General features: G+C 42.8%; 20 protein-coding genes. 9 read left to right on the top strand and 11 right to left on the bottom strand.

Features of this window, described 5'->3' with window-relative positions:
• The first annotated feature begins 226 nt into the window (after positions 1 to 226).
• The 4 genes from rfaD (at position 227) to waaA (ending at position 4,613) form a co-directional block, all read left to right on the top strand.
• Positions 227 to 1,168, top strand: a complete 942-nt coding sequence (rfaD, locus tag RXX31_RS18630; protein ID WP_317591214.1) for an ADP-glyceromanno-heptose 6-epimerase — start codon at positions 227 to 229, stop codon at positions 1,166 to 1,168.
• Positions 1,169 to 1,301: 133 nt separating this feature from the next.
• Positions 1,302 to 2,282, top strand: coding sequence for a lauroyl-Kdo(2)-lipid IV(A) myristoyltransferase (lpxM, locus tag RXX31_RS18625; protein ID WP_317591212.1), 981 nt, complete (start codon positions 1,302 to 1,304; stop codon positions 2,280 to 2,282).
• A 7-nt stretch (positions 2,283 to 2,289) separates the two neighbouring features.
• Positions 2,290 to 3,354, top strand: coding sequence for a lipopolysaccharide heptosyltransferase II (waaF, locus tag RXX31_RS18620; RefSeq protein ID WP_317591211.1), 1,065 nt, complete (start codon positions 2,290 to 2,292; stop codon positions 3,352 to 3,354).
• Positions 3,348 to 4,613, top strand: coding sequence for a lipid IV(A) 3-deoxy-D-manno-octulosonic acid transferase (gene waaA / locus RXX31_RS18615; RefSeq protein WP_317591209.1), 1,266 nt, complete (start codon positions 3,348 to 3,350; stop codon positions 4,611 to 4,613). Before waaF ends, waaA begins: the two co-directional genes overlap by 7 nt.
• 61 nt (positions 4,614 to 4,674) lie before the next feature.
• Here waaA and rffA read toward each other — a convergent pair whose 3' ends face one another.
• From rffA to rffG, 6 genes are read right to left on the bottom strand one after another with little or no spacing between them, the layout of a single operon-like run.
• Entirely contained in the window at positions 4,675 to 5,814 is a 1,140-nt protein-coding gene (gene rffA, locus RXX31_RS18610) for a dTDP-4-amino-4,6-dideoxygalactose transaminase (RefSeq protein ID WP_317591208.1), read from the bottom strand.
• 50 nt (positions 5,815 to 5,864) lie between these two features.
• The gene (locus RXX31_RS18605; protein ID WP_317591207.1) at positions 5,865 to 6,422 is read right to left on the bottom strand and encodes an acyltransferase; all 558 of its coding nucleotides are present in this window, start codon (positions 6,420 to 6,422) and stop codon (positions 5,865 to 5,867) included.
• The gene (locus RXX31_RS18600; RefSeq protein ID WP_317591206.1) at positions 6,422 to 7,609 is read right to left on the bottom strand and encodes an ATP-grasp domain-containing protein; all 1,188 of its coding nucleotides are present in this window, start codon (positions 7,607 to 7,609) and stop codon (positions 6,422 to 6,424) included. The genes RXX31_RS18605 and RXX31_RS18600 overlap by 1 nt, the downstream gene beginning before the upstream one ends.
• A gap of 51 nt (positions 7,610 to 7,660) precedes the next feature.
• Positions 7,661 to 8,704 carry a TDP-N-acetylfucosamine:lipid II N-acetylfucosaminyltransferase gene (locus RXX31_RS18595; RefSeq protein WP_317591205.1) on the bottom strand — a complete coding sequence of 348 codons (1,044 nt, stop codon included), beginning with the start codon at positions 8,702 to 8,704 and terminating at the stop codon, positions 7,661 to 7,663.
• A gap of 2 nt (positions 8,705 to 8,706) precedes the next feature.
• Positions 8,707 to 9,570, bottom strand: a complete 864-nt coding sequence (gene rfbA, locus RXX31_RS18590; protein WP_317591204.1) for a glucose-1-phosphate thymidylyltransferase RfbA — start codon at positions 9,568 to 9,570, stop codon at positions 8,707 to 8,709.
• 17 nt (positions 9,571 to 9,587) lie between these two features.
• Positions 9,588 to 10,646, bottom strand: a complete 1,059-nt coding sequence (rffG, locus tag RXX31_RS18585) for a dTDP-glucose 4,6-dehydratase (RefSeq protein ID WP_317591202.1) — start codon at positions 10,644 to 10,646, stop codon at positions 9,588 to 9,590.
• A 531-nt stretch (positions 10,647 to 11,177) separates the two neighbouring features.
• Here rffG and RXX31_RS18580 point away from each other — a divergent pair.
• Complete coding sequence (locus RXX31_RS18580; RefSeq protein WP_317591201.1) at positions 11,178 to 13,085, top strand: acyltransferase family protein; 1,908 nt, start codon at positions 11,178 to 11,180, stop codon at positions 13,083 to 13,085.
• 136 nt (positions 13,086 to 13,221) lie between these two features.
• Here RXX31_RS18580 and RXX31_RS18575 read toward each other — a convergent pair whose 3' ends face one another.
• Complete coding sequence (locus tag RXX31_RS18575; protein WP_317591200.1) at positions 13,222 to 13,920, bottom strand: 3-deoxy-D-manno-octulosonic acid kinase; 699 nt, start codon at positions 13,918 to 13,920, stop codon at positions 13,222 to 13,224.
• Between the two features lie 8 nt (positions 13,921 to 13,928).
• Positions 13,929 to 14,315: a diacylglycerol kinase gene (locus tag RXX31_RS18570; protein ID WP_317591198.1), complete on the bottom strand. Its 387-nt coding sequence runs from the start codon at positions 14,313 to 14,315 to the stop codon at positions 13,929 to 13,931.
• Between the two features lie 191 nt (positions 14,316 to 14,506).
• Here RXX31_RS18570 and RXX31_RS18565 point away from each other — a divergent pair, with 191 nt between their 5' ends.
• Positions 14,507 to 15,622 carry a glycosyltransferase family 4 protein gene (locus RXX31_RS18565; protein ID WP_317591197.1) on the top strand — a complete coding sequence of 372 codons (1,116 nt, stop codon included), beginning with the start codon at positions 14,507 to 14,509 and terminating at the stop codon, positions 15,620 to 15,622.
• A gap of 111 nt (positions 15,623 to 15,733) precedes the next feature.
• Here RXX31_RS18565 and RXX31_RS18560 read toward each other — a convergent pair whose 3' ends face one another.
• Positions 15,734 to 16,732, bottom strand: a complete 999-nt coding sequence (locus RXX31_RS18560; protein ID WP_317591196.1) for a glycosyltransferase family 9 protein — start codon at positions 16,730 to 16,732, stop codon at positions 15,734 to 15,736.
• Positions 16,733 to 17,139: 407 nt separating this feature from the next.
• Here RXX31_RS18560 and RXX31_RS18555 point away from each other — a divergent pair, with 407 nt between their 5' ends.
• Genes RXX31_RS18555 through coaD form a run of 3 tightly spaced genes read left to right on the top strand, consistent with a single transcriptional unit; the run spans position 17,140 to position 19,711 of the window.
• Positions 17,140 to 18,207 (top strand): glycosyltransferase family 9 protein, encoded by a 1,068-nt coding sequence (locus RXX31_RS18555; protein WP_317591194.1) that lies wholly within the window; start codon positions 17,140 to 17,142, stop codon positions 18,205 to 18,207.
• A complete protein-coding gene (locus tag RXX31_RS18550) occupies positions 18,204 to 19,235 on the top strand; it encodes a glycosyltransferase family 4 protein (protein WP_317591193.1) in 1,032 nt (343 codons plus the stop codon). The genes RXX31_RS18555 and RXX31_RS18550 overlap by 4 nt, the downstream gene beginning before the upstream one ends.
• Positions 19,232 to 19,711 (top strand): pantetheine-phosphate adenylyltransferase, encoded by a 480-nt coding sequence (gene coaD / locus RXX31_RS18545; RefSeq protein WP_317591192.1) that lies wholly within the window; start codon positions 19,232 to 19,234, stop codon positions 19,709 to 19,711. Before RXX31_RS18550 ends, coaD begins: the two co-directional genes overlap by 4 nt.
• A gap of 89 nt (positions 19,712 to 19,800) precedes the next feature.
• On the opposite strand, the gene mutM is transcribed toward coaD, so the two are convergent.
• Together mutM and RXX31_RS18535 are read right to left on the bottom strand one after the other, a co-directional pair.
• Entirely contained in the window at positions 19,801 to 20,610 is an 810-nt protein-coding gene (gene mutM, locus RXX31_RS18540; RefSeq protein WP_317591191.1) for a bifunctional DNA-formamidopyrimidine glycosylase/DNA-(apurinic or apyrimidinic site) lyase, read from the bottom strand.
• Between the two features lie 95 nt (positions 20,611 to 20,705).
• Positions 20,706 to 21,182, bottom strand: a complete 477-nt coding sequence (locus tag RXX31_RS18535; RefSeq protein ID WP_317591190.1) for a hypothetical protein — start codon at positions 21,180 to 21,182, stop codon at positions 20,706 to 20,708.
• Positions 21,183 to 21,339: the final 157 nt, after the last annotated feature.

Below are 21,339 nucleotides of genomic sequence, written 5' to 3'. Positions count from 1 at the left end.
TGGAATACAGAGCGCTTCGCTTACAGATTACGGAGGAGTTTGTTGTAAATTCCGTAATCTGTATTCCGTATTCCAAAAACCGCATTCTCCGACTTATCGTTTGTTCACCAAAACTTCCAACGATCTCCCCTAGGGCCTAGGATCCTCTAACCTAGGATCTTGTTTCCCTCTCCTCCCATTTCTTGCTAAAATTCCTGAGAAAATTTTAATCTATGGTGGAAGTTCTATGATCATCGTAACTGGTGGTGCTGGCATGATCGGCAGCAACATTGTTAAAGCTCTCAACGCAGCTGGTATGAACGATATTCTGGTTGTCGACAACCTAAAAAATGGTAAAAAGTTTAAGAACTTAGTTGATCTGGACATCACAGATTACATGGATCGTGACGACTTCCTTACCCAAATTATGGCGGGTGATGATTTCGGTCCGATCGAAGCAATTTTCCATGAAGGTGCTTGTTCTGCAACCACCGAGTGGGATGGTAAATACATGATGCTGAACAACTATGAGTACTCAAAAGAGCTACTGCATTACTGTTTAGATCGTGAAATTCCATTCCTTTATGCCTCTTCTGCAGCCACATACGGTGAAACAGATACCTTTGTTGAAGAGCGTGAATACGAAGGTGCTCTTAACGTCTACGGTTACTCAAAACAGCAGTTTGATAACTACGTTCGTCGCCTATGGCAAGACGCGGAAGCTCACGGCGAGACGCTATCTCAAATCACGGGTTTCCGTTACTTCAATGTCTACGGCCCTCGTGAAGATCATAAAGGCAGCATGGCATCGGTAGCCTTCCACCTAAACAACCAACTGAATGCAGGTGAAAACCCGAAACTCTTCGCAGGTAGCGAGACCTTTAAACGTGATTTCGTTTACGTCGGCGATGTATGCAAAGTAAACCTATGGTTCTTTGAAAACGGCGTATCAGGCATCTTTAACTGCGGAACTGGACGTGCAGAGTCGTTTGAAGAGGTCGCGAAAGGCGTGATCACTCACCACGGTAAAGGTGAAATCGAAACGATTCCTTTCCCTGAACACCTTAAAGGTGCGTATCAAGAGTTCACTCAAGCCGATCTGACTAAGCTACGCGCAGCAGGCTGTGACGTCGAGTTCAAGACGGTTGCTGAAGGTGTGGCCGAATACCTAGCCACCCAAAACCGCTAAGTATCTTTGTTTGCAATTATGGGGTGGCGGGTATTACGACCAGCCACCTTTACTCAGCCTCAATAGCCTGTATCATTTCCTGTATCTGCATTTAAATCACTCGTCCCCCTACGTATAGGTAATTAAACACCCCATGACCAATAAACGTGATGATTTCGATCCCAAAGCCTATAACCCTGAGTTTGAGCGTTCCTTTCTCAAACCCAAATACTGGGGAACCTGGCTCGCTGTTTTTAGCTCCGTCCTTATTGCATTGCTACCTCTCTCTTTTCACAAATGGTTGGCAAAAGTACTCGCATCACGTTTGGTTAACTCTAAAGCAAACTCAGTCAACAACGTAAAAACAAACTTAGCCTTGTGTTTCCCACATTTGAGTGAGCAGGAACGTGAGCAACTGGCTTACAAAACGCTTTACACCGCCGGTGTATTTACGCTTAGATTTGGCTTGGTCTCTTTACGCTCACCAGAGTGGCTGCAATCAAAGTGTGACTTCGTAAATTCAGAACAGTTGTTCGACCTCACTGCACAAAATCAAAAAGTGATTTTATTAGTGCCACACTCTTGGTCGATTGACATCCCTGCGGTACTACTTGCCTCAAAAGGCTTACCTGTTTCTGCAATGGCGAAAAGGCAGAAGAACCCTGTTACAGACTGGCTCATGCATCGCCAGCGCGTGCAATATGGCGGCCGTGTGTATGAGCGTTCAGGAGGGATCAAACCCTTCATCAAATCGATTAAAGACGGTTACTTAGGTTACTACCTGCCAGACCAGGATCATGGCGCAGAACTCAGCGAGTTTGTGGACTTTTTCGCGACGACAAAGGCGACCCTGCCAGGCCTGACAAAACTGGCCAAACTGTCAAAGTCCAAAGTAATCCCTACTTTTGCTTCACTTGATCCGAACACCGGTCGCTTTAGTATTGAGTTCATGCCTCCACTGAAGCTGCAGGAAACCGATAGCGACGATGCTCGCTCACTCAATGAAGCTGTTGAGTACTTTGTAACGAAAAAGCCAGAGCAATACATGTGGACCCTGCGTCTACTGCGTACTCAGGAAGATGGCAGCAATCCATACAGTGAAATGCGTGAGCATGGCTTTATTAAAGAGAAGTGATATCAACATGTCGAAAAACAAAATTCTAATTATTGGTCCTTCTTGGGTTGGCGATATGGTGATGTCGCAATCCCTGTACATCGTTTTAAAGCAACTGAACCCTGAAAGCGAAATTGATGTCATTGCTCCCGGATGGTGTAAACCAATCTTAGAGCGTATGCCTGAGGTAAACCAAGCGATACAAATGCCGATTGGTCATGGTGAGTTTAACCTTCTGGGACGACGTGAAATTGGTAAGACGCTACGCGAGAAGAAATACGACCACGCTTATATTCTGCCAAAATCAGCTAAATCAGCACTAATACCTTGGTTTGCTAACATACCTCGTCGCACCGGCTGGAAAGGCGAGATGCGCTATGGTTTGCTGAATGACATTCGTCCTAACATGAAGTCGTTCCAATACATGGTGGAACGTTATGTGGCATTGGCTTACCCACAATCGGAAATGGTCGACTCATCATCTCTCGGTGGATTAGAGACGCTGCCTCGCCCTCGCCTCGCTATCAACAATGAAGAGCAACAAGCCACGATCGAGAAGTTCAATCTGAATCAAGAACGCTCGATTATTGGCTTGTGTCCAGGCGCAGAGTTTGGCCCAGCGAAGAAGTGGCCAGAAACGCATTATGCGGAAGTTGCGACACAAATGTGTAAAGAAGGCCATCAAATCTGGCTATTCGGTTCGCAAAAAGATCTAGAGACATGTAACGGCATTCGAGCTCTGGTTCCGCCACAGCTCCAACAGCATATCCATGTTCTAGCCGGACAAACCAGTTTGATTGAAGCCGTTGATTTACTGGCTGCATGTAAAACGGTAGTGGCGAACGACTCAGGCTTGATGCACGTCGCGGCAGCCGTCGGTTGCAACGTAGTTGCTGTGTATGGTTCAACGTCACCAAAATACACGCCACCGCTTGCGGAGAAGGTTGAGATTGTTCATACCGATATCGATTGCCGTCCATGCTTTCAGCGTGAATGTCAGTATAACCACCTAAAATGCCTGACAGAGTTGTCTCCAAAACAAGTGTTGGACAGTATCCAGAAGCTCGAAGCGATTACTATTAGCTCATGTTAATTCGACTGATATACACGGTACTACTGGCACTTGCGTCGCCAATTCTTTTGTTTGGTTTGTATAAGAGTAAACCAAACAAACCTAAATTTGGTTCGCGCTGGAAAGAACACTTCGGTATCACGCCTAAGCTGAACACTGACCAGCGCCCAATATGGATCCATGCCGTATCTGTCGGAGAAAGCATCGCTGCCGCACCACTAATAAAAGCGTTAAAACAACAGAATCCTGAACAGGCGATTCTAGTTACCACGACAACCAGTACCGGGGCCGAGCAAGTAGAAAAGTTAGGTGATTTAGTCGAACACAGATACATGCCAATCGACTTTAGCTTTGCGGTAAAAGGTTTCTTAAAAGTAACAAAACCAAAGCAAATGCTGATCATTGAAACCGAGCTTTGGCCAAATACCCTGAATACTGTATATAACGCCGGAATACCGATAACTGTCGTTAATGCACGCCTTTCAGAAAAGTCATGCCGCAACTACGCCACAGTACAGCCTTTGTTTAACCTTTTGCATCCCAAAATTACTCAGGTATTGTGCCAAACCGAATCGGATGCTGAGCGTTTTTCTCGCTTAGGAGTTGATACTAATAAGCTATCAGTTACCGGTTCAATAAAGTTTGATATCCAGATCTCAGACGAAGTAAAAGCTAAGGGTAAAGAGCTGCGCTCTGCACTTGGCGAACACAGACCCGTATGGATAGCGGCCAGCACGCACAAAGGGGAAGACGAGCAAGTACTTAACGCCCATAAGAAAGTACTAGAATCATGTCCTGATGCTTTGCTGATCTTAGTCCCTCGACACCCGGAGCGTTTTGATAGCGTCTTTGAACTTTGTCAGCAACATAGCTTTGAAACCATTCGTCGTACCTCACAGTCACAGGTAGCTGAGTCAACTCAAGTTTACCTCGGCGATACCATGGGTGAAATGTTGGTATTGATCGGCGCAGCCGATGTCTGCTTTATGGGTGGAAGCCTAATTGGTGATAAAGTTGGCGGACACAACGTTCTGGAACCAGCCGCACTTGGCGTGCCAGTTATTACAGGGCCGAGTTACTTTAATTTCGTAGAGATAGTGAATAGCTTTCTGGCAGAAAACGGTTTACTAGTTATATCTAATGAATTGGAGTTAGCCGAGCGTGTCAATCAACTATTTAAGAGCTCTGAAACACGCCAACGATATACAACCAGAACTTCATGTATTTTAAACGATAACCGTGGAGCGCTAAATCGAACTATCAGCCTTATCAAGAGTTAATGTCGAGAAGATATAGAAAAGCGGCTAACAGCCGCTTTCTTGAAATGGATAGTTCTCGGTGCTAGTTGTTCGATGAGAAAAATTCTTCTATCGCGTTTGCAACCGCATCGACTTGCTGCTCTTCCATTCCATACCATAATGGTAGGCGAACGATTCTTTCACTTTCTTTAGTTGTGTAGTTATCTACACCAACAAACCGACTGAAGCACTCTCCTGCTGGAGCACTATGCAATGGCACATAATGAAAGACACTAGCAATGCCTCTTTCCTTTAAGAAGCTGATAAACCTGGTTCGCTCTTCAATATCGGACAGCTTAACATAGAACATATGCGCATTATGCGTGCACTCGTCAGGAATCGTCGGTAGCGATATTTTTCCTGCATTGGCAAGATCAGATAGCAAACGACGATACCTTTTCCAAGATGCTAAACGGTTATCGTTGATCCTATCGGCTGCTTCAAGCTGCCCCCATAAATAAGCCGCTTGAAGCTCACTAGGTAACATACTGCTGCCTAAATCAACCCAAGTGTACTTATCTACTATACCTCGTTTAAACTTACTACGGTCAGTGCCTTTTTCTCTCAATATTTCAGAGCGTTCTACAAACTCTGAATTATTAACAATCAGCAGACCACCTTCACCACCGCTGGTATAGTTTTTCGTATCATGGAAGCTAAAAGCACCAATATCCCCAATCGTGCCAAGTGGGCGACCTTTATAGCTAGACATTACACCTTGAGCCGCATCTTCAATCACATATAAGTGATGTTTCTTAGCGATACCCATAATGGTGTCCATTTCGCAAGCAACACCGGCATAATGAACAGGAACAATAGCGACAGTTCTATCTGTAATGGCTTGCTCAATGAGTGTTTCGTCAATATTCATCGTATCGGGACGAATATCAACAAAAACGATTTTAGCCCCTCTCAGAACAAAAGCATTTGCCGTACTCACGAAAGTATAGCTAGGCATGATCACCTCATCACCTGGCTTGACATCGATTAGAAGAGCAGCCAGCTCAAGCGCATGCGTACAAGACGGAGTTAACAGGCTTTTGGCACAGCCAAGGTGATTCTGGAACCACTGATGGCACCTCTGAGTAAACTCACCATCACCAGAAAGAATAGGCTTTTTCATTACTTCCGTAATGTACTTATCTTCATTTCCGGTATAAGGCTTGCGGTTAAATTCGATCATTTTTCTTTCTTCAGTAAACTTTTTATCCAGGTGAATATTCAGCTGAATTATTAACGATGTCCTGTCATACCAGCTTGCTCTACGGAGCCGAAACCCGAATTGGGATCATTATCTTTGATGATTTTAGCAGGGACACCACCTACAATGACACCGTCAGGAACATCACTATTGACTACAGATCCCGCAGCCACGATACAGCCTTCACCTATTTTAACACCAGCTAAAATCGAAGAGTGAGCACCGACCCAAGTTCCTTTGCCGATGGAAACTGGTTTATATTCGTAGCCACCAAACCTAACCGAGCCATTTTTGAATAAGTGGTTTCCACCTGTTATAGAAACGTAAGGTCCAATTACGACCTCATCCCCCAAAGTGATATCACCGTCCCCAACATAAGTACAGTAGCCAATATAGACATTGTCACCACACTTTAAACTATTAGGGTTGTATATATTAACAAGGCTGGATAAAGCTAGGTTATCACCACATCTACCAAGAATTCTCTTGTATATTCTACCTCTCAAACGAATTCCCCACCCGTAACTTGGAAGGGGGATAAGTATGAAAAGCAGGATACTGGATAAAAGCTTTTTATAGTTTTTGAACATTACTTTATATTCACCGCTATTTGGTTTGCGATTTCTTCAGCCAATCTTTCAGCGTCAATATACGTTTCCCCTCTGACCAATATTTCGCCTATTCTATCTGGGCCAACTTTAAACTCAGAGACTTGATCCCCCGTTTTTTTATCCAGTTTGAGTCGAATCAGGCTCTGATTTTCTTTGACTGAATTTGGGATTTCTATGGATAACAATTCCCCACTACTTTTAGCACACAGCAGTCTTGCAGCATTGGCTACCAGGCTTTCGGCTGGCTCGTAGTTTAGGTCGTTTCCTAAAGCAATATCGAGCAATAAGCCATAAATATCGATACCAAGGTAATACTCAACATTTTCCGGAAGACAAGTAGCTCCCATACGAGCACCAATTTCAATAATATATGGTTTATTATTCACAAGCATCAGATCAACATTCGATACCGTATCATCAATCTCTAATACTTCTATCGCACGCTTTACGACAGTTTCTGCTTCGTCTAAGGCAGATTTTGGTAGTGAACACGGAACAGAGTGACCTATAGGCGCATTATTCGGAGCAGGAGTAACTGTATCATTATGGAAGACAACATCGATCACCTGACCACGCGCGACGATGGCTTGAGCTCCAAACTCAACACCATCTAAGAACTCCTCGATAACTACTTTCTTATTACGAGAAACTTCAAAAGCGGCTTGCCAAGATTTATAGAATTCTTCTTTGCTTTCGACTTTATGAACCCCACGGCTCCCCGAACTATCGGATGCTTTAACCATTAAAGGGAAGCCTATAACGTCCGCAAGTCTCTCCGCATTAGCTAAAGATGTAGATATATCAAACTTAGCAGTTGGCACTCCTCCAGCTTGAAAAGCTTTTTTCATCAAACTCTTATCCATGCTCTTTAATGCACTCTGATAACTTGGCCCCTTTAAGCCCATGCAATCTACCACATACCCAATGCTGGGAACGGCTACATCTGTTCCTGTCGTCAGTATGGCATCTATTTGATGGTATTTCGCGGCATCGAGGATGCTATCTTTATCCGTGGTATTAATATCTAAATAAATATCCGCAAACTTTATACCTGGATAGTCTCCCATCGGACTAACGACGATCGTTTGATAGCCTCGTTCATTACTTTTTTTAATTAATGGCTCTTGGTACACTCCGGCTCCAAGAATCATGACCTTTCTATCCATATCACGTACCTTAAATAATGGAATGTATTTAACTTAAAGCTCGGATTCCTGTTAACTAAATATATTTTTCAGGTTACTAACTAACGTTTCTTTTGAGTAATAAGACTTCACTATATTAATATTGTTAGCACTCTCTTCCTCAGAAAGGCCCAAAGAAAAATCTTTGACATCAGTCACCTTTATACCAAGGTCTGTCAATGTTCTGTAAGATGAGATTTCTTTTCTCATATATACTTTCTTACCCATTCCCAGCAGCACCCTAATATTACTCATTGCCTGTTGCCTGTTGTGGTTAAAAATAGCAATATCTACAGTAGACAACAAAGAGATATAGTCATCATACTTCATATAATCTAGAATTGGTTCAAATGAAGTACCAAACAGTTTCGAACCAAGTTTAGTAATTTTATCAGCGTGTTTTTTACCACCATAATTTAATGGACAAATTACTCTTACCTTGTCATTAATATAAGGCTTAATGATATTGAACACTTCTTCATGATTGTTTGAAGGATCAGCTGAATTACCAACTAATATAGTTATTTTATCGTCTTTTTTCTCAGGGACATCTACATCGTGGTACAAGCTTGCTGGGTACATAAAATAAGATAAGTATGGAGCCTTAGTGCCATACCATTTAACTGCATTTTCATAGTCACCCTTAATACTGGTAATGATATACCCCATATCTTTGATGACTTTTTTTCTAAAAAACTCTCGATATCTACCTTTTCGCGTCAGTAAGTTTTCTTCTCTACGATAAAGGTCTCCTCCCCAAATAGCCCAATGACACTTAGGTAACAGGAATCTAAACACCCAAAGTAGTTGAACAACTTTGAACTTCACCAAACCATGAAGAATGATTTTTTTTGATTTACTGCCATGCTGAACCAATTTCTTTAAGAACACTAGGTAGTCAAAAAAGTTATTTTCTTTTTTACTATAACTATAAACATTCGGATGTGTCTTTATTGGAAACTTATGATGACTGCGAAATATAAAAAAAACATGCTCATCAAAATTTAGATTTTCTTCTACAAAATCTAAATAGTCGGCGGTGAATTTATCATCGTTCATGATGTTGACAAATTTCATTGCTACTTCACCAATGCTTTTAAATATTGACCATAAGGGTTTTTATCCAGTTGGCTTGCTAATTCTAGTAGCCGCTCCTGACTGAGCCAACCGTTCTTAAACGCAATTTCTTCTAAACACGCGATCTTCAGCCCCTGCACATTCTCAATGGTTTCAACAAAAGAAGAAGCTTCATGTAGACTGGCGTGGGTCCCGGTGTCTAACCAAGCAAAACCACGCCCGAGTAGTTTGACGTTTAGCTTACCGCGATCCAGATACATTTGATTCAGTGTAGAGATTTCCAGTTCACCTCGCTCAGATGGCTGCACTTGCTTTGCCAGCTCAACAACGTCGTTATCGTAAAAGTATAAGCCGGTAACCGCATAATTTGATTTTGGCACCTTAGGTTTTTCTTCAATAGAAATCGCTCGCATGTTGTCGTCAAACTCCACAACACCAAAACGCTCTGGGTCTTTCACTTGATAACCAAATACCGTCGCTCCTTCTAAAGAGCTCGCAGCATTTTTAAGGATCGGAGTAAAACCTTGGCCATAAAAGATATTATCCCCCAACACTAAGCAAACAGAATCGTCACCAATGAACTCTTCACCGATGACAAAAGCTTGTGCTAAACCTTCAGGCTTTTCTTGAACTGCATACGTAAGGGAGATACCAAAATCAGCCCCATCTCCAAGTAAACGCTTAAAGCCTTCTTGATCCTCTGGAGTCGTGATGATCAAAATCTCTTTAATACCAGACAGCATCAACACCGACAATGGGTAATAAATCATTGGCTTGTCGTACACTGGTAATAACTGTTTTGATACACCACGTGTAATTGGATAAAGTCGAGTCCCAGAGCCACCCGCAAGTACAATACCTTTCATTTTCAAACCTTTTTCAATTAGTTGCCGAGGCGCTCTAAGCTATACGAACCATCTAAAACACGCTGCCACCAATTTTCGTTATCTAAATACCACATAACGGTTTTACGCAGGCCTGTTTCAAACGTTTCTTGCGGAGTCCAACCTAAGTCAAGCTCAATCTTAGAGGCATCAATTGCGTAGCGGACATCATGTCCAGGGCGGTCTTTAACGAAGGTGATAAGATCTCGGTAATGTCCAATACCTTGAGGTTTTTCTGGTATTAACTCTTCCAACAATTCACATATAGTTTGTACGACATCTATATTAGCTTTTTCGTTATGCCCACCAATATTGTATGTTTCACCAATGACGCCTTCTGTCACGACTTTGTATAGCGCTCTTGCATGGTCTTCAACAAATAGCCAATCACGAATTTGCATACCATCACCATATACTGGTAACGGCTTTCCTTTTAGCGCATTCAAAATCATTAATGGGATCAGTTTTTCAGGAAAATGATACGGACCATAATTGTTAGAACAGTTAGTGACGATAGTCGGGAAGCCATACGTTCGTTGCCAAGCTCTCACTAGATGATCACTTGACGCTTTAGAGGCTGAGTATGGTGAAGATGGCGCGTAAGAAGTTTCCTCAGTGAACAAATCATCTGTTCCTTCTAGATCTCCATATACTTCATCTGTTGAAATATGATGGAAGCGAAACGCCGCCTTGCCATCTGCATCTAGCCGATTCCAATATGCACGAGCAACCTCTAAAAGGGTGTAGGTACCAACGATATTAGTTTCAATAAAAGCGGCAGGACCGTCAATTGAGCGATCAACATGAGATTCCGCTGCGAGGTGCATAACAGCATCAGGTTGATGTTCTGTAAAGACACGCTCTAGCTCGAAACGATCACAGATATCGACCTGTTCAAACGCATAACGCTTATTGTCAGACACTTCAGCCAAAGACTCCAAATTCCCGGCATAAGTTAGCTTGTCGAGATTAACAACAGAGTCTTGAGTATGATTGATGATATGACGCACAACTGCAGAGCCTATAAAGCCCGCACCGCCAGTAACTAATATCTTCATTTGAGTAATTTCCAACGTGAAGGTCTATCAGTCGTTTATTGTCCTAGTTAAAAATGAAGCCATAGAGTCCAACATTCTGCAACTCAGCGACCTAAAACATAAACACTGATTTACTATCTAAACCTGATGGGTGAGATTGTAGAGCAGTGAGTAATTACCGCAATTACTTTCTAAATGAACTTATATACCTAAGTATCTTCAAGTTGAAGGATTAAGAGCCTTATCATCAGCACAAGCTCAAGAAAAACAAAGTAATTATTGAGCATTTTAACAACTAGAGTAACCAATCATTGACTACGATTGGTATAATCTCATTATCCAACTCAGGGCCTGTTTTGTTTTTTCGGTTCCAAGATATTGCACCAGTTTTGGTCTATAAGTTCCCATATACCTTATATGAACAAGTGATGCTTTCATTTATACTATGAATTTCATCAAGAACTCACGAGTAATGATCTACTGCTAGGTAGCGTTAGATATACCTCAAACCTACCTGTAAAAGCTCATCAATGTAGTCCCAAGTCCAAAAATATGCAGTTTAGAAAAGATATCAATGCACTAAGAGCATTAGCTGTAATCTTAGTTGTCGTTTACCATTTTAATTCCACTTGGGTGCCTGGAGGTTTTGTTGGCGTTGATGTGTTCTTCGTCATTTCAGGTTTTTTAATGACCAAAATAATCCTCCAAAGAGAGGAGGTAAACCTATCATCATTAATCAATTTTTACATAGCACGATTAAACCGTATTGTACCTGCGCTCGCATTTCTCTGTATTGCATTATTAGCCTTAGGCTGGTTTTACTTTGCTGGAGAAGAGTATGAGACGCTAGCCAAGCATGCCAGATACAGCTTAACGTTCTTATCAAACCAAGTTTATTTAGGTGAAGCGGGATACTTTGCTGCTGCCTCGAGAGAAAAGTGGTTATTACACACATGGTCACTTTCTATCGAATGGCAGTTTTATTTACTTTACCCGATCTTCATTGGCATCGTATTGAAGCTATTTTCGAGGGCTCGTCTTTCAATCGCTATCAATACATTACTCCTAATCAGTTTATTTTACTGCGGATATGTGTCATCTAGTGGCGATACAAGTGGCTACTTTATGCTTTCAGCACGTGCTTGGGAGATGCTTTTAGGTTCTTGGGCGGTTCTTTACAAGCCGAGGAGACCTTACCCTGCGTATGTAGGTTGGCTGCTAGTTTTAAGCACTGCGTTGGTAATAAATAAAGATTACGTATGGCCTAGCTTAGTAACGTTGCTCCCCACACTCGGTGCACTCATTATTTTATGGGCAAACCAAAACAACAGAGTAAATGACTCTTATGTAGTCCAAAAGATAGGTTTATATTCGTATTCCATCTACTTGTGGCACTGGCCTGTCGTGGTTCTTTTCTACAAACTGAACTTAAACACTCCGCTCTGGTTGTTTGCTGGAATCGCACTGAGTCTATTATTAGGTGGGCTCAGTTACCATACCGTGGAACAAGTCCGATTTACTAAAAACATACATTCTGCTAAACGCCTCCTTCTTCAGTGTAAACCTTTGTGGATAATTCTAATTTTGGTCGGTACAACCAAGTTCATCGCAGAAGAAAATGGCTTTCCAACAAGAGGCACTTTAGAGCCGGAACTCGTAGAGCTATATGGAAAGTTAAGCAAAAAAACACAAATGAGTCCGTTCCGATCCAAATGTCATATCGTTAAATATACAGGGCAACAACCGAAGGATGCCTGTACTTTTTCTTCTGGGGTACCAGAATGGGCCATCATAGGTGATAGTCATGCTTCAGAGCTAGCATTCTCGTTATCTGAACCATTAAAAAAAGAGAGTAAAAATCTTATCCAGCTCACAATGTCAGGGTGTCCGCCATCGTATATGCAAAGCGAAGAATTTAGTGATTGTGTGAATTGGACTAACGATGTCGTAAGTTTTGTTTCATCATCTGATGAAATCAAAAATGTTGTTATTGCCTACCGATACTCGGCTCACTTATTCGGTGGTAATGAACACTCTTATCCTGACCTACCCAATGACTATTCTGACGAAAGAAAAGAACAAGTGTTACAATCACTAAAACTCACGGTAAATACTCTTCTTGAACAGGGAAAGGAAGTGTATTTAATGATGCCTGTGCCAGAAATGGGGATTAGTATAAAAACCCTGGTGGACCAGGCATACATGCAGAAAAAAGACCTAACAAATATTCCGTCTGTCGACGTCTCGTACTACGAAAAGCGAAATCAACTGTTTTATTCTTTTATGTCTAAATCAACTTTTAAACCGGGATTACACCCTGTTGAGATAAGAGACTTCTTCTGTGATGAGAGTCAGTGCTACGCCGTTAGAGACAAGGTACCACTCTACTTTGATGATGATCATCCAGGTTTATCCATTACCAACGATATAGCCGCTAGGATTCTTAATAGCAAGAGTTAGTCTACGGGTGGGCTCATTGGCTCATGTTGTGGGAAAAATATCAGGGAAACCATAAACATGAGGTGCGAGGTAAAATAAGAACGAAAGCGCAGACTGGTTTTTATTTCGATTGTCGTACCATTCAGCCAATCATCTGTTACTTATATCCAGCAAGAAGATGATTAAACTCATCTTCTTGCCAATGAATTGAGCGTTTTTGGCGCTCTTTACGAAAGGAACGCAACAATCTGTCTAAATTGTGTTTTTGCCACTCTGAACCTGCTTGTTGACAACACTTATCAAAATCAATAATCCACACTTGCTCATCGACATCAATCAGAATGTTGTGGATATTCAAATCGGTATGGTTAACGCCAGCGTTGTGCATTTTGGCAATTTCTTGTCCAATCTTCTGGTACATTTCGGCTGGTAAAGCCTGCTCTTGGAGGATACTTACTAAATCCTTGGCATTTGGTATACGCTGGCTGAGTAAGTCCGCCTGGTAGGTTAAGCCTGTCTTGACCGCTCTTGCTGCTATGGGCTTAGGTACGTTCACACCCGCTTCCGTTAACGTAAGTAAGAGCTGAAACTCCGCCGCACTACGAGTCTTTTCCCAACTAGAAAACCAGTAATTATCTTTAACTAACTTTCCAAACAAACCACCACGTCGATAATGACGCAGCGCGGCTTGCATGGTATCAAGTTGGACAAACCAAGTGGTTCCACGCCCAGTTGCACTACCAACAACGGCGTTCAGACTCTGCCAGTATTCAATATCAAACAGCGCTTTTTCCGGCTCTGAAATTACCGACTCGTCATACCAAACTCGAGTATTGCCGTGCTTAAAAAGTTTCATTCTGTTCCTTAAAAGAAGAGGATCGTTAACCAAGTGAACCCGGCTAGCATTAGCGCTACCATTACGGCAGCCGAGCCAATGTCTTTTGCTCTGCCGCTCAATTCATGTCTCTCAACGCCGATACGATCAACCACGGCTTCGATAGCTGAATTAAGTAACTCGACAATCAGCACCAATACGACACTTCCAAACATCAAAACACGCTCTATCGCAGACAAATCCAACAAAAATACGATGATGGCAGCGCAGACTAATAAGCCAACTTCTTGTCTGATGGCCGCTTCATGTTTGAATGCCGCTTTTATCCCTTGAGCGGAATAAAAAGTCGCATTGTAGATGCGCCTTAACCCTGTTTGACCAGGCTTTCCGGTAGCCTTTTCGCTATTTTTGTTCATGTCGCCCCATGATTGAATGTTCGCCTAAACCTTCACGCGACGTATTCTACATGAGTACCAATGAAGCTGAAACGGGAACAAGCTAGCTGTTTGGCTTAAAAATAAACCCGGAACAGCATCTTTAATGAAGGACCTTTGGTAAACTTGGGTTTAAGCTAACATAAACACCATTTTCTGCTTTAGGGTTCATAATGAAGATTGCACTGATTCACATGCGTCACGCTAAGGTTGGCGGTACAGAACTGTTCTTAAATCAATTGTCCAAATACCTGTGCGAACAAGGTGAAGACGTCACCATTATTTGCCGTTCCCACGAAGAGCCAAGTCACCCAAAGATTAAATTTGTCAAACTAAAACCGATAAGCATTGGTAAAGCGCATCGAGCCTATCGATTCGCAAAAGAGGTTGAAAAACACGTCAATGAAAATGACTATGACATTGTTTATGCGTTGGGGAAAACCTGGACACACGATCTTATTCGCGTTGGCGGCGGCACACGCAAGCATATCGTCGATCTGAGAAAAGACAAGAAGCCGACACCAAGGGATCGCGTCTCCATGTATATCGAGCGTAAAGCACTGACGTCTGACGATAACCTTTTCGTGGTATCGAACTCGCATAAAAGCAGTACCGAAATCATGGAAGACTACGGGGTCTCTCCGGATAAAATCGCCACGATTCATAACGCGGTGGATCTGAACCGTTTCTCTCGTGAAAACTGCGCTCCACAAGTCGCTGAACTAAAACAGAAACTTCAAATAAACGACAAGCACCCTATCTTTCTGTTTCTTGGATCGGGCTATCACCGCAAAGGATTGGAGCCGACACTCAGGGCATTTAGCTTGCTGAAAGAAGAGGCAAGCTTAGTCATTGTAGGGAATGAACAGCACCCTCAACAGTACCAAGACCTAGCAAAAGAACTTGGTATTGAAGATAAATGCTACTTCTTAGGGAAACAAAGCAATCCGGAAGTTTTCTTTAGCATGGCTTCTTGTTATGTCTTTCCGACGAAGTACGAGCCATTTGGGTTTACTGCCATTGAAGCGTTGTCGAGCGGCTGTCCGGTGATTACCACCGTCGACTGTGGCGCAAAAGAGGTGATGAACGACGAAGTGAGCTCGATACTTGAATCTGACTTTTCGACTGAAAAACTCGCACAGGAAATGAGCCATTGGGCAGACAAAGCTAAATCCGACGAATTCAGAGCGGCCTGTCGTGAGTCAGTCGCACCGCTGGACGTGAATAACATTATGGAAATGAACTATCAGTTGATCAAACAAGCGTGGGAAAAGAAACAGCAAAAATAATATCACTCACATAATTCGATAAAATACAAAAGGCTTCGCACAACGGTGCGAAGCCTTTTAACATATAAAGTTACGCGCTGAATCCATCGCCCCCGCGTAGCCTGAGCAAAACTATGCGGTTTCTAAGACCTGAGCCTGCCGATTCAACTCCATCAAAGATAAGCTACTTACCCTTTCTACAGATATAGATTCTATAGACTTACTACACTCAGACGGAAACACGCACCAAGAATTATTAGTGCTGTGATACCAATCTGGTAGTACATAATAGGGGGATGTTGGAGACGCAGCTCTGGTATCCCACCCCCAGATCATCACCATTGGAACCTTCATCATTTGAAATATATGGCATGGACCACAGTCATTCGATAACGTAAGTGCAGACTCATGGGCAATATCGACCAGCTCAGAAATAGAGGGAGAATGTTTTATTTCGTATGGGATGTCTTGTAATAAGTTATCTACAATTGCTGACTTCGAGTTTTCTTGAGGACCAAGAATAACAGTCACTTTTTCAATCTTTTCTGACTTAAGATAGATCTCTTTCGCAGCTTCACAGTACTTTTCAATTGGCCAGACTTTAAAAGCACCAGCGCCACCGGCTGGCACCAACGTTAATGAGCTTTTCTTTGTCGCGATTCCTGACCCCAGCATCCCTATAATGGTGGTGTCGTAGTTGGTACCAAAAACAGCATTAGCTAAACCTAAGTTGTTCTTTGCGATGTATTGCTTCCCTTTTTTAGTGAACACATGCTTGCTGTATAAACCACATTTATTCAAAAACTTGGAGTTACTAAATGCGTATGTTTCTTTTGTTTTCGCCAGCAGCAGTGCCGCATGAACACGTTCTGAACCCGAGTAAATATTGAATACTTTATCAAATCTATTCGCATTGATACTCGATACTATTTTTAAAATATTCCAGCCTTTGTAATTGATAACGTTATCTGCAAGTCCATTACAAACAAGAAGCTGACTGCTTTTGGCCTTGGTATAAATCGTAATGTTTGCGTCTTTTATTTCTTTCCTTATGGCGCAAAGCAATGGAATTTGCGTTGTGATGTTGCCAAATTGTGCTCTGTGTGGAACAAATACAGCCACGTTTGTCATTTATATATCCACCAATTACGATAAGTATCAATCACTTTCCTTATAGCAAAGACCAAAATATGACTCTACGCACATAAGGTTAAGTAATGTTTAGATTTTCTCTAATAATAAAAAAAATAATAATAGCAAAACATGACCTAATTTTTACAACTAACACTCCGTTTTGTGCTTTTGAAACCAAAAATTCGCCCTAGTTCAACTTTTTGACCAAACCCTGTGTTTAGATCAATCAAAATTAATAAAGTCCCCAACCAATACTCAACGATTGGACCACATGAAACTAAAATTGTTGCATAACCAATCTAAAATACCGGCTCGCCGAATCACGCAACTCAGGGTTATTTGGGTATACATTCTTTTGATGCAACTGCATAATTCAGAGATAAATAACAAACCTCTTCTGAGTCATGAGCCTTTTTAATAAACCACCACAGAAAATTTGTATCCTACGACTCTCAGCGATTGGCGACGTGTGTAATACCATCGCAGTTGTACAAGCGATTCAAAAGCACTGGCCTACAACAGAGATCACGTGGATTACTGGTGCCCTAGAAGCTGAGCTGCTTAAATCGATTCCAAATATCAACGTCGTGGTGTTTAACAAAAAGAATGGCTTTTCCGAATATCTAAGGGTCTGGAAGCTGCTTAAAGGCACACATTTTGATGCCTTATTACACATGCAGTATGCCATCAGAGCCAGTCTCCTAACGGTAGGAATCAAAGCCAAATACAAGCTTGGGTTTGATGCTAAGCGAAGCCAGGATGGGCAACGCTTGTTCACAAACGTTAAAGTCCCGTCTCCTGAGTCTAATCATGTTTTAGATGGCTTACGCCAATTTGCGATTACGCTTGGTGTGCCTGAATTTACCCCATCATGGTCGCTGGAATATAATGATGACGCACGAAACTGGGCGACGAAGCATCTATCCAACGAAAAAACAAACGTAGTCATTGTTCCTGGTGCAAGTAAGGCCTACAAAAATTGGACCGCTAAAGGGTATGCAGATGTGATTCATCATGCCATGGCGAATAATCTCAATGTCATTCTTGCCGGAAGTCCTGCGCAAGTTGAAAAAGATCTTGGTCGTGATATTGAGAACGCGCTTGATGTGCCAGTTACCAATCTCATTGGTCAAAGTTCGCTGCAGCAAATGCTGGCGTTACTCGATAAAGCGGATGTTGTCATAGCGCCAGACACTGGGCCAACACATATGGCCAATGCCATGGGTACTCCTGTTATTGGACTTTATGCGCATCATAATCCAGAACGCACTGGGCCTTACAATTATCGTCCGTACGTCGTTTCTGCTTACACTGAAGCGCTTTGGTCGGAAACCCAAAAACAGCCTTCTCAGGTCGACTGGCGTACCAGAGTCCAAGACGAAAAAGCGATGGAAAGAATTACCAGCGAGTCTGTCATTGCCATGTTGGATAAGGTGCTAACTAACCTTCAGAGCGAAAAGGTCAAAGCATGAATATCTGCCACGTGAATTTAGCGTCGGGCTACCACGGTGGTGAAAACCAGACGCTTCAGCTTATCAAACAGCAAGTTAAGTTAGGCTATGACCTCACTGTTGTCGCCAACCCTAAAAGCCCTTTCGCTGACTCCGTCCGTCAACTAGACGTAAAGCTGGTGCTCGCGACACACTTTACGAAAGCTCATGCAAAGCCAATAACTCAACATTGTGCATTGGTCCATGTACATGAAGGCAGAGCGATTTACTGGGCCTTGATTCAACATATGTTGTATGGCACGCCATATATTGTCACTCGCCGTATAGACAACGCTCTAAAAAAGAAATGGTTAGCAAATCTAGCCTATTCCAAAGCAGCAGCAGTGGTCGGTTTAAGTACCGAGATTGTTCAGCGTGTTAATGATGCCTATCCCGCATTACAGACACATAAAATCCCGAGCTCTCCTGTCCAGTACCCTAGTGACGAGAAAACGGTTCAATCGATTAAAAAAAGGTTCGCAGGCAAGTTTTTGGTTATTCAGGCCGCGAATATGCTTAAACATAAAGGGTTTGATGTCACCATTTCAGCGGCAAAAAAACTCGAAGAATCCAGCCTGCCCATACAGTTCTGTTTACTCGGCGATGGTCCAGAGAGACCTGCTCTTGAGCAACAAGCTAGCGGACTTAATAACGTTAGCTTTGAAGGTAAACAAATGAATATGGGTGACTGGTTTAGCGCCGCCGATCTGCAAATTCACCCGTCATACACAGAAGGACTGGGCTCAGTGATCTTAGAAGGGATGTCTGCGGGCTTACCTGTGATTGGTGCGAACACAGGCGGAATCCCGGATATTATTGAACATGACTACAACGGTTTTTTAATCGAACCCGGAAACGGCGATGCATTAACCGATGCAATCGTGAAACTCTATGAAGACGAACAAAAACGAGCCAGCTTCATACAAAATGGGGTTAAAAAGCTCGAAAAGTTCGATATTAGTTATACTTCCCAGCAGTACCTTGAGCTTTATAAGAAAATAGAAAAATGAAAAGAGTAATCTACCCAGGCACCTTTGATCCAATCACCAATGGCCATCTCGACCTGATCGAACGTGCGGCTGATATGTTTGATGAAGTCATTGTCGCGGTCGCCGAAAGTCCAAGTAAAAACACCATGTTTACCCTGGAAGAGCGAGTCAGCTTTGTAAAAGATGTCACCGCACATCTAGACAATGTTACTGCCCAAGGCTTTTCCGGACTCATGGTGGACTTTGCACGCGATGTTAATGCGAACGTGCTAATACGCGGCCTGAGAACGACAGTAGACTTTGAATACGAATTCGGTTTAACCAATATGTATCGACGTTTATTACCTGGCTTAGAGAGTGTGTTTCTCACCCCGGCCGAAGAGTATGCGTTTATCTCATCGACAATCGTCCGCGAAGTGGCTATTCATGGTGGAGACGTCAGTGCATTCGTGCCAAAAATCGTTGCGGACGCGATGCACAGCAAAAAACGCAATTAATGAACAAGCCTGACTTAACCATGTTTGGTTACTTCAGGCTTCAGCTTCTCTGTTATCCGCTCATTTCAAAGCACTTTTAGCGAAAACTATTACTTCTGGCATTCATCACAGAAAAACGTATTACGCTGTCCAATCTTCTGCTCTTGCAGTGGTTCTCCGCATTCAGGGCAAGGCTCTCCTGCTTTACCATATACCAACAGTTCCTGAGCAAAGTATCCAGGTTTACCATCTGCCTGAGCAAAATCCTTGAGCGTAGTACCACCTTGATTTATTGCGATTTCTAGAGTGGCTTTGATGTTGCTAACCAGTAACTTCCACTCTTCTACCGTTACTTGACCTGCGGGTCTGGTTGGATGAATCCGAGATTTAAACAGGGATTCATTCGCATAGATATTACCAACGCCGACAACAACTTTGTTGTCCATAATGAACGACTTTACAGCGACACGCTTGCCTTGCGCTTTTTCTGCCACATATTCAGCATTGAATTCGTCAGTTAACGGCTCAGGTCCCATATGATCAAGCACTGTGTGAGACTCACCCGGCGCGCACCATAACCACGCTCCAAATCGACGCGGGTCGTTATAGCGCAGTACTTTGCCATTAGTCAGCTTCAGATCCACATGATCATGTTTAGCCGGAGGAAAATCGGCATCAAGCACACGTAGCGAGCCCGACATACCCAGATGCACAATCGCGGTTCCCTTATCAGTATCAATCAACAGGTACTTGGCACGGCGACGGATAGCGCGAATAACCTGCCCTTCAAGCTGTTTCAGTTCCTGAGGGATATCCCAGCGTAGCTTAGGGGTACGAATCACAAACGCCTGGATCGTTTGATCGAGCATATGTGGCGTAATTCCCATACGGCTGACTTCGACTTCAGGTAATTCAGGCATTGTTCGCTCCATTCATTTGGCTATTCTTATTAATCTGCTCGGCTAGCATAATCGAAAACAAGTGAATAAATACAGAGATGATTCAAGCAGTCATATTACTCAGGAAGGAGGTAACCATCATCCAATGAAATCGCAATCCATTTCTCTTGCCAGTTTTTAAATAACCAAAAGTCCGTAAGGCGGTAGAAGGTGATACGCTGTGGTTCATCGATCCCCTGATACCAAACTTCAATCGTTTCAGGTTTATCAAGCCGTGACTTTAGTGTTTCGTATTGCTGTTCGGATAGCTCGGTGCCTTCAAGTGACTGCCAGCGAGCCACAAGTTCTTCAGAGGGAATGCTAACGTGAATATTGGATTGCCACTGACCATTTTTAAGATCCAATTCCCAACCGCTATAGTAAATCGCACTTACCTCGTGATCAGAGCGCAGCAAATTTGGATAAGGATCTACCTCTTGCGGTAATAAGTAGGTTTTGATCCACATCGGCGCATTTAAGATCACGATAAAAGCGATAACACCTAGGATAAGAATATTGTTCCATCGGCGGCGACGAGCTGGACTAATACGCATAGTTTAAGATCTTAGGTTGAGAGATCTTAGGATTATAAGGTCCTAGGGCCCTAGGTTCTAGGTGCTAGAGCAAACAATTGGGATTACGGATTACGGATTACGGATTACGGATTACGGATTACGGATTACGGATTACGGATTACGGATTACGGATTAC

It is taken from the genome of Vibrio sp. EA2 (genome assembly GCF_033042495.1).
In the GTDB taxonomy this organism is placed as follows: Bacteria; Pseudomonadota; Gammaproteobacteria; order Enterobacterales; family Vibrionaceae; genus Vibrio.
The sequence above is the reverse complement of the archived record's forward strand: the minus strand, read 5'-3'. Positions and strand labels throughout refer to the sequence as shown.

What these genes read in the sequence shown, in the direction of transcription:
- rfaD (WP_317591214.1), top strand. Translation starts at nt 227, where the DNA reads ATGATCATCGTAACTGGTGGTGCTGGCATGATCGGCAGCAACATTGTT.
- lpxM (WP_317591212.1), top strand. Translation starts at nt 1,302, where the DNA reads ATGACCAATAAACGTGATGATTTCGATCCCAAAGCCTATAACCCTGAG.
- waaF (WP_317591211.1), top strand. Translation starts at nt 2,290, where the DNA reads ATGTCGAAAAACAAAATTCTAATTATTGGTCCTTCTTGGGTTGGCGAT.
- waaA (WP_317591209.1), top strand. Translation starts at nt 3,348, where the DNA reads ATGTTAATTCGACTGATATACACGGTACTACTGGCACTTGCGTCGCCA.
- rffA (WP_317591208.1), bottom strand. Translation starts at nt 5,814, where the DNA reads ATGATCGAATTTAACCGCAAGCCTTATACCGGAAATGAAGATAAGTAC.
- RXX31_RS18605 (WP_317591207.1), bottom strand. Translation starts at nt 6,422, where the DNA reads ATGTTCAAAAACTATAAAAAGCTTTTATCCAGTATCCTGCTTTTCATA.
- RXX31_RS18600 (WP_317591206.1), bottom strand. Translation starts at nt 7,609, where the DNA reads ATGGATAGAAAGGTCATGATTCTTGGAGCCGGAGTGTACCAAGAGCCA.
- RXX31_RS18595 (WP_317591205.1), bottom strand. Translation starts at nt 8,704, where the DNA reads ATGAAATTTGTCAACATCATGAACGATGATAAATTCACCGCCGACTAT.
- rfbA (WP_317591204.1), bottom strand. Translation starts at nt 9,570, where the DNA reads ATGAAAGGTATTGTACTTGCGGGTGGCTCTGGGACTCGACTTTATCCA.
- rffG (WP_317591202.1), bottom strand. Translation starts at nt 10,646, where the DNA reads ATGAAGATATTAGTTACTGGCGGTGCGGGCTTTATAGGCTCTGCAGTT.
- RXX31_RS18580 (WP_317591201.1), top strand. Translation starts at nt 11,178, where the DNA reads ATGCAGTTTAGAAAAGATATCAATGCACTAAGAGCATTAGCTGTAATC.
- RXX31_RS18575 (WP_317591200.1), bottom strand. Translation starts at nt 13,920, where the DNA reads ATGAAACTTTTTAAGCACGGCAATACTCGAGTTTGGTATGACGAGTCG.
- RXX31_RS18570 (WP_317591198.1), bottom strand. Translation starts at nt 14,315, where the DNA reads ATGAACAAAAATAGCGAAAAGGCTACCGGAAAGCCTGGTCAAACAGGG.
- RXX31_RS18565 (WP_317591197.1), top strand. Translation starts at nt 14,507, where the DNA reads ATGAAGATTGCACTGATTCACATGCGTCACGCTAAGGTTGGCGGTACA.
- RXX31_RS18560 (WP_317591196.1), bottom strand. Translation starts at nt 16,732, where the DNA reads ATGACAAACGTGGCTGTATTTGTTCCACACAGAGCACAATTTGGCAAC.
- RXX31_RS18555 (WP_317591194.1), top strand. Translation starts at nt 17,140, where the DNA reads ATGAGCCTTTTTAATAAACCACCACAGAAAATTTGTATCCTACGACTC.
- RXX31_RS18550 (WP_317591193.1), top strand. Translation starts at nt 18,204, where the DNA reads ATGAATATCTGCCACGTGAATTTAGCGTCGGGCTACCACGGTGGTGAA.
- coaD (WP_317591192.1), top strand. Translation starts at nt 19,232, where the DNA reads ATGAAAAGAGTAATCTACCCAGGCACCTTTGATCCAATCACCAATGGC.
- mutM (WP_317591191.1), bottom strand. Translation starts at nt 20,610, where the DNA reads ATGCCTGAATTACCTGAAGTCGAAGTCAGCCGTATGGGAATTACGCCA.
- RXX31_RS18535 (WP_317591190.1), bottom strand. Translation starts at nt 21,182, where the DNA reads ATGCGTATTAGTCCAGCTCGTCGCCGCCGATGGAACAATATTCTTATC.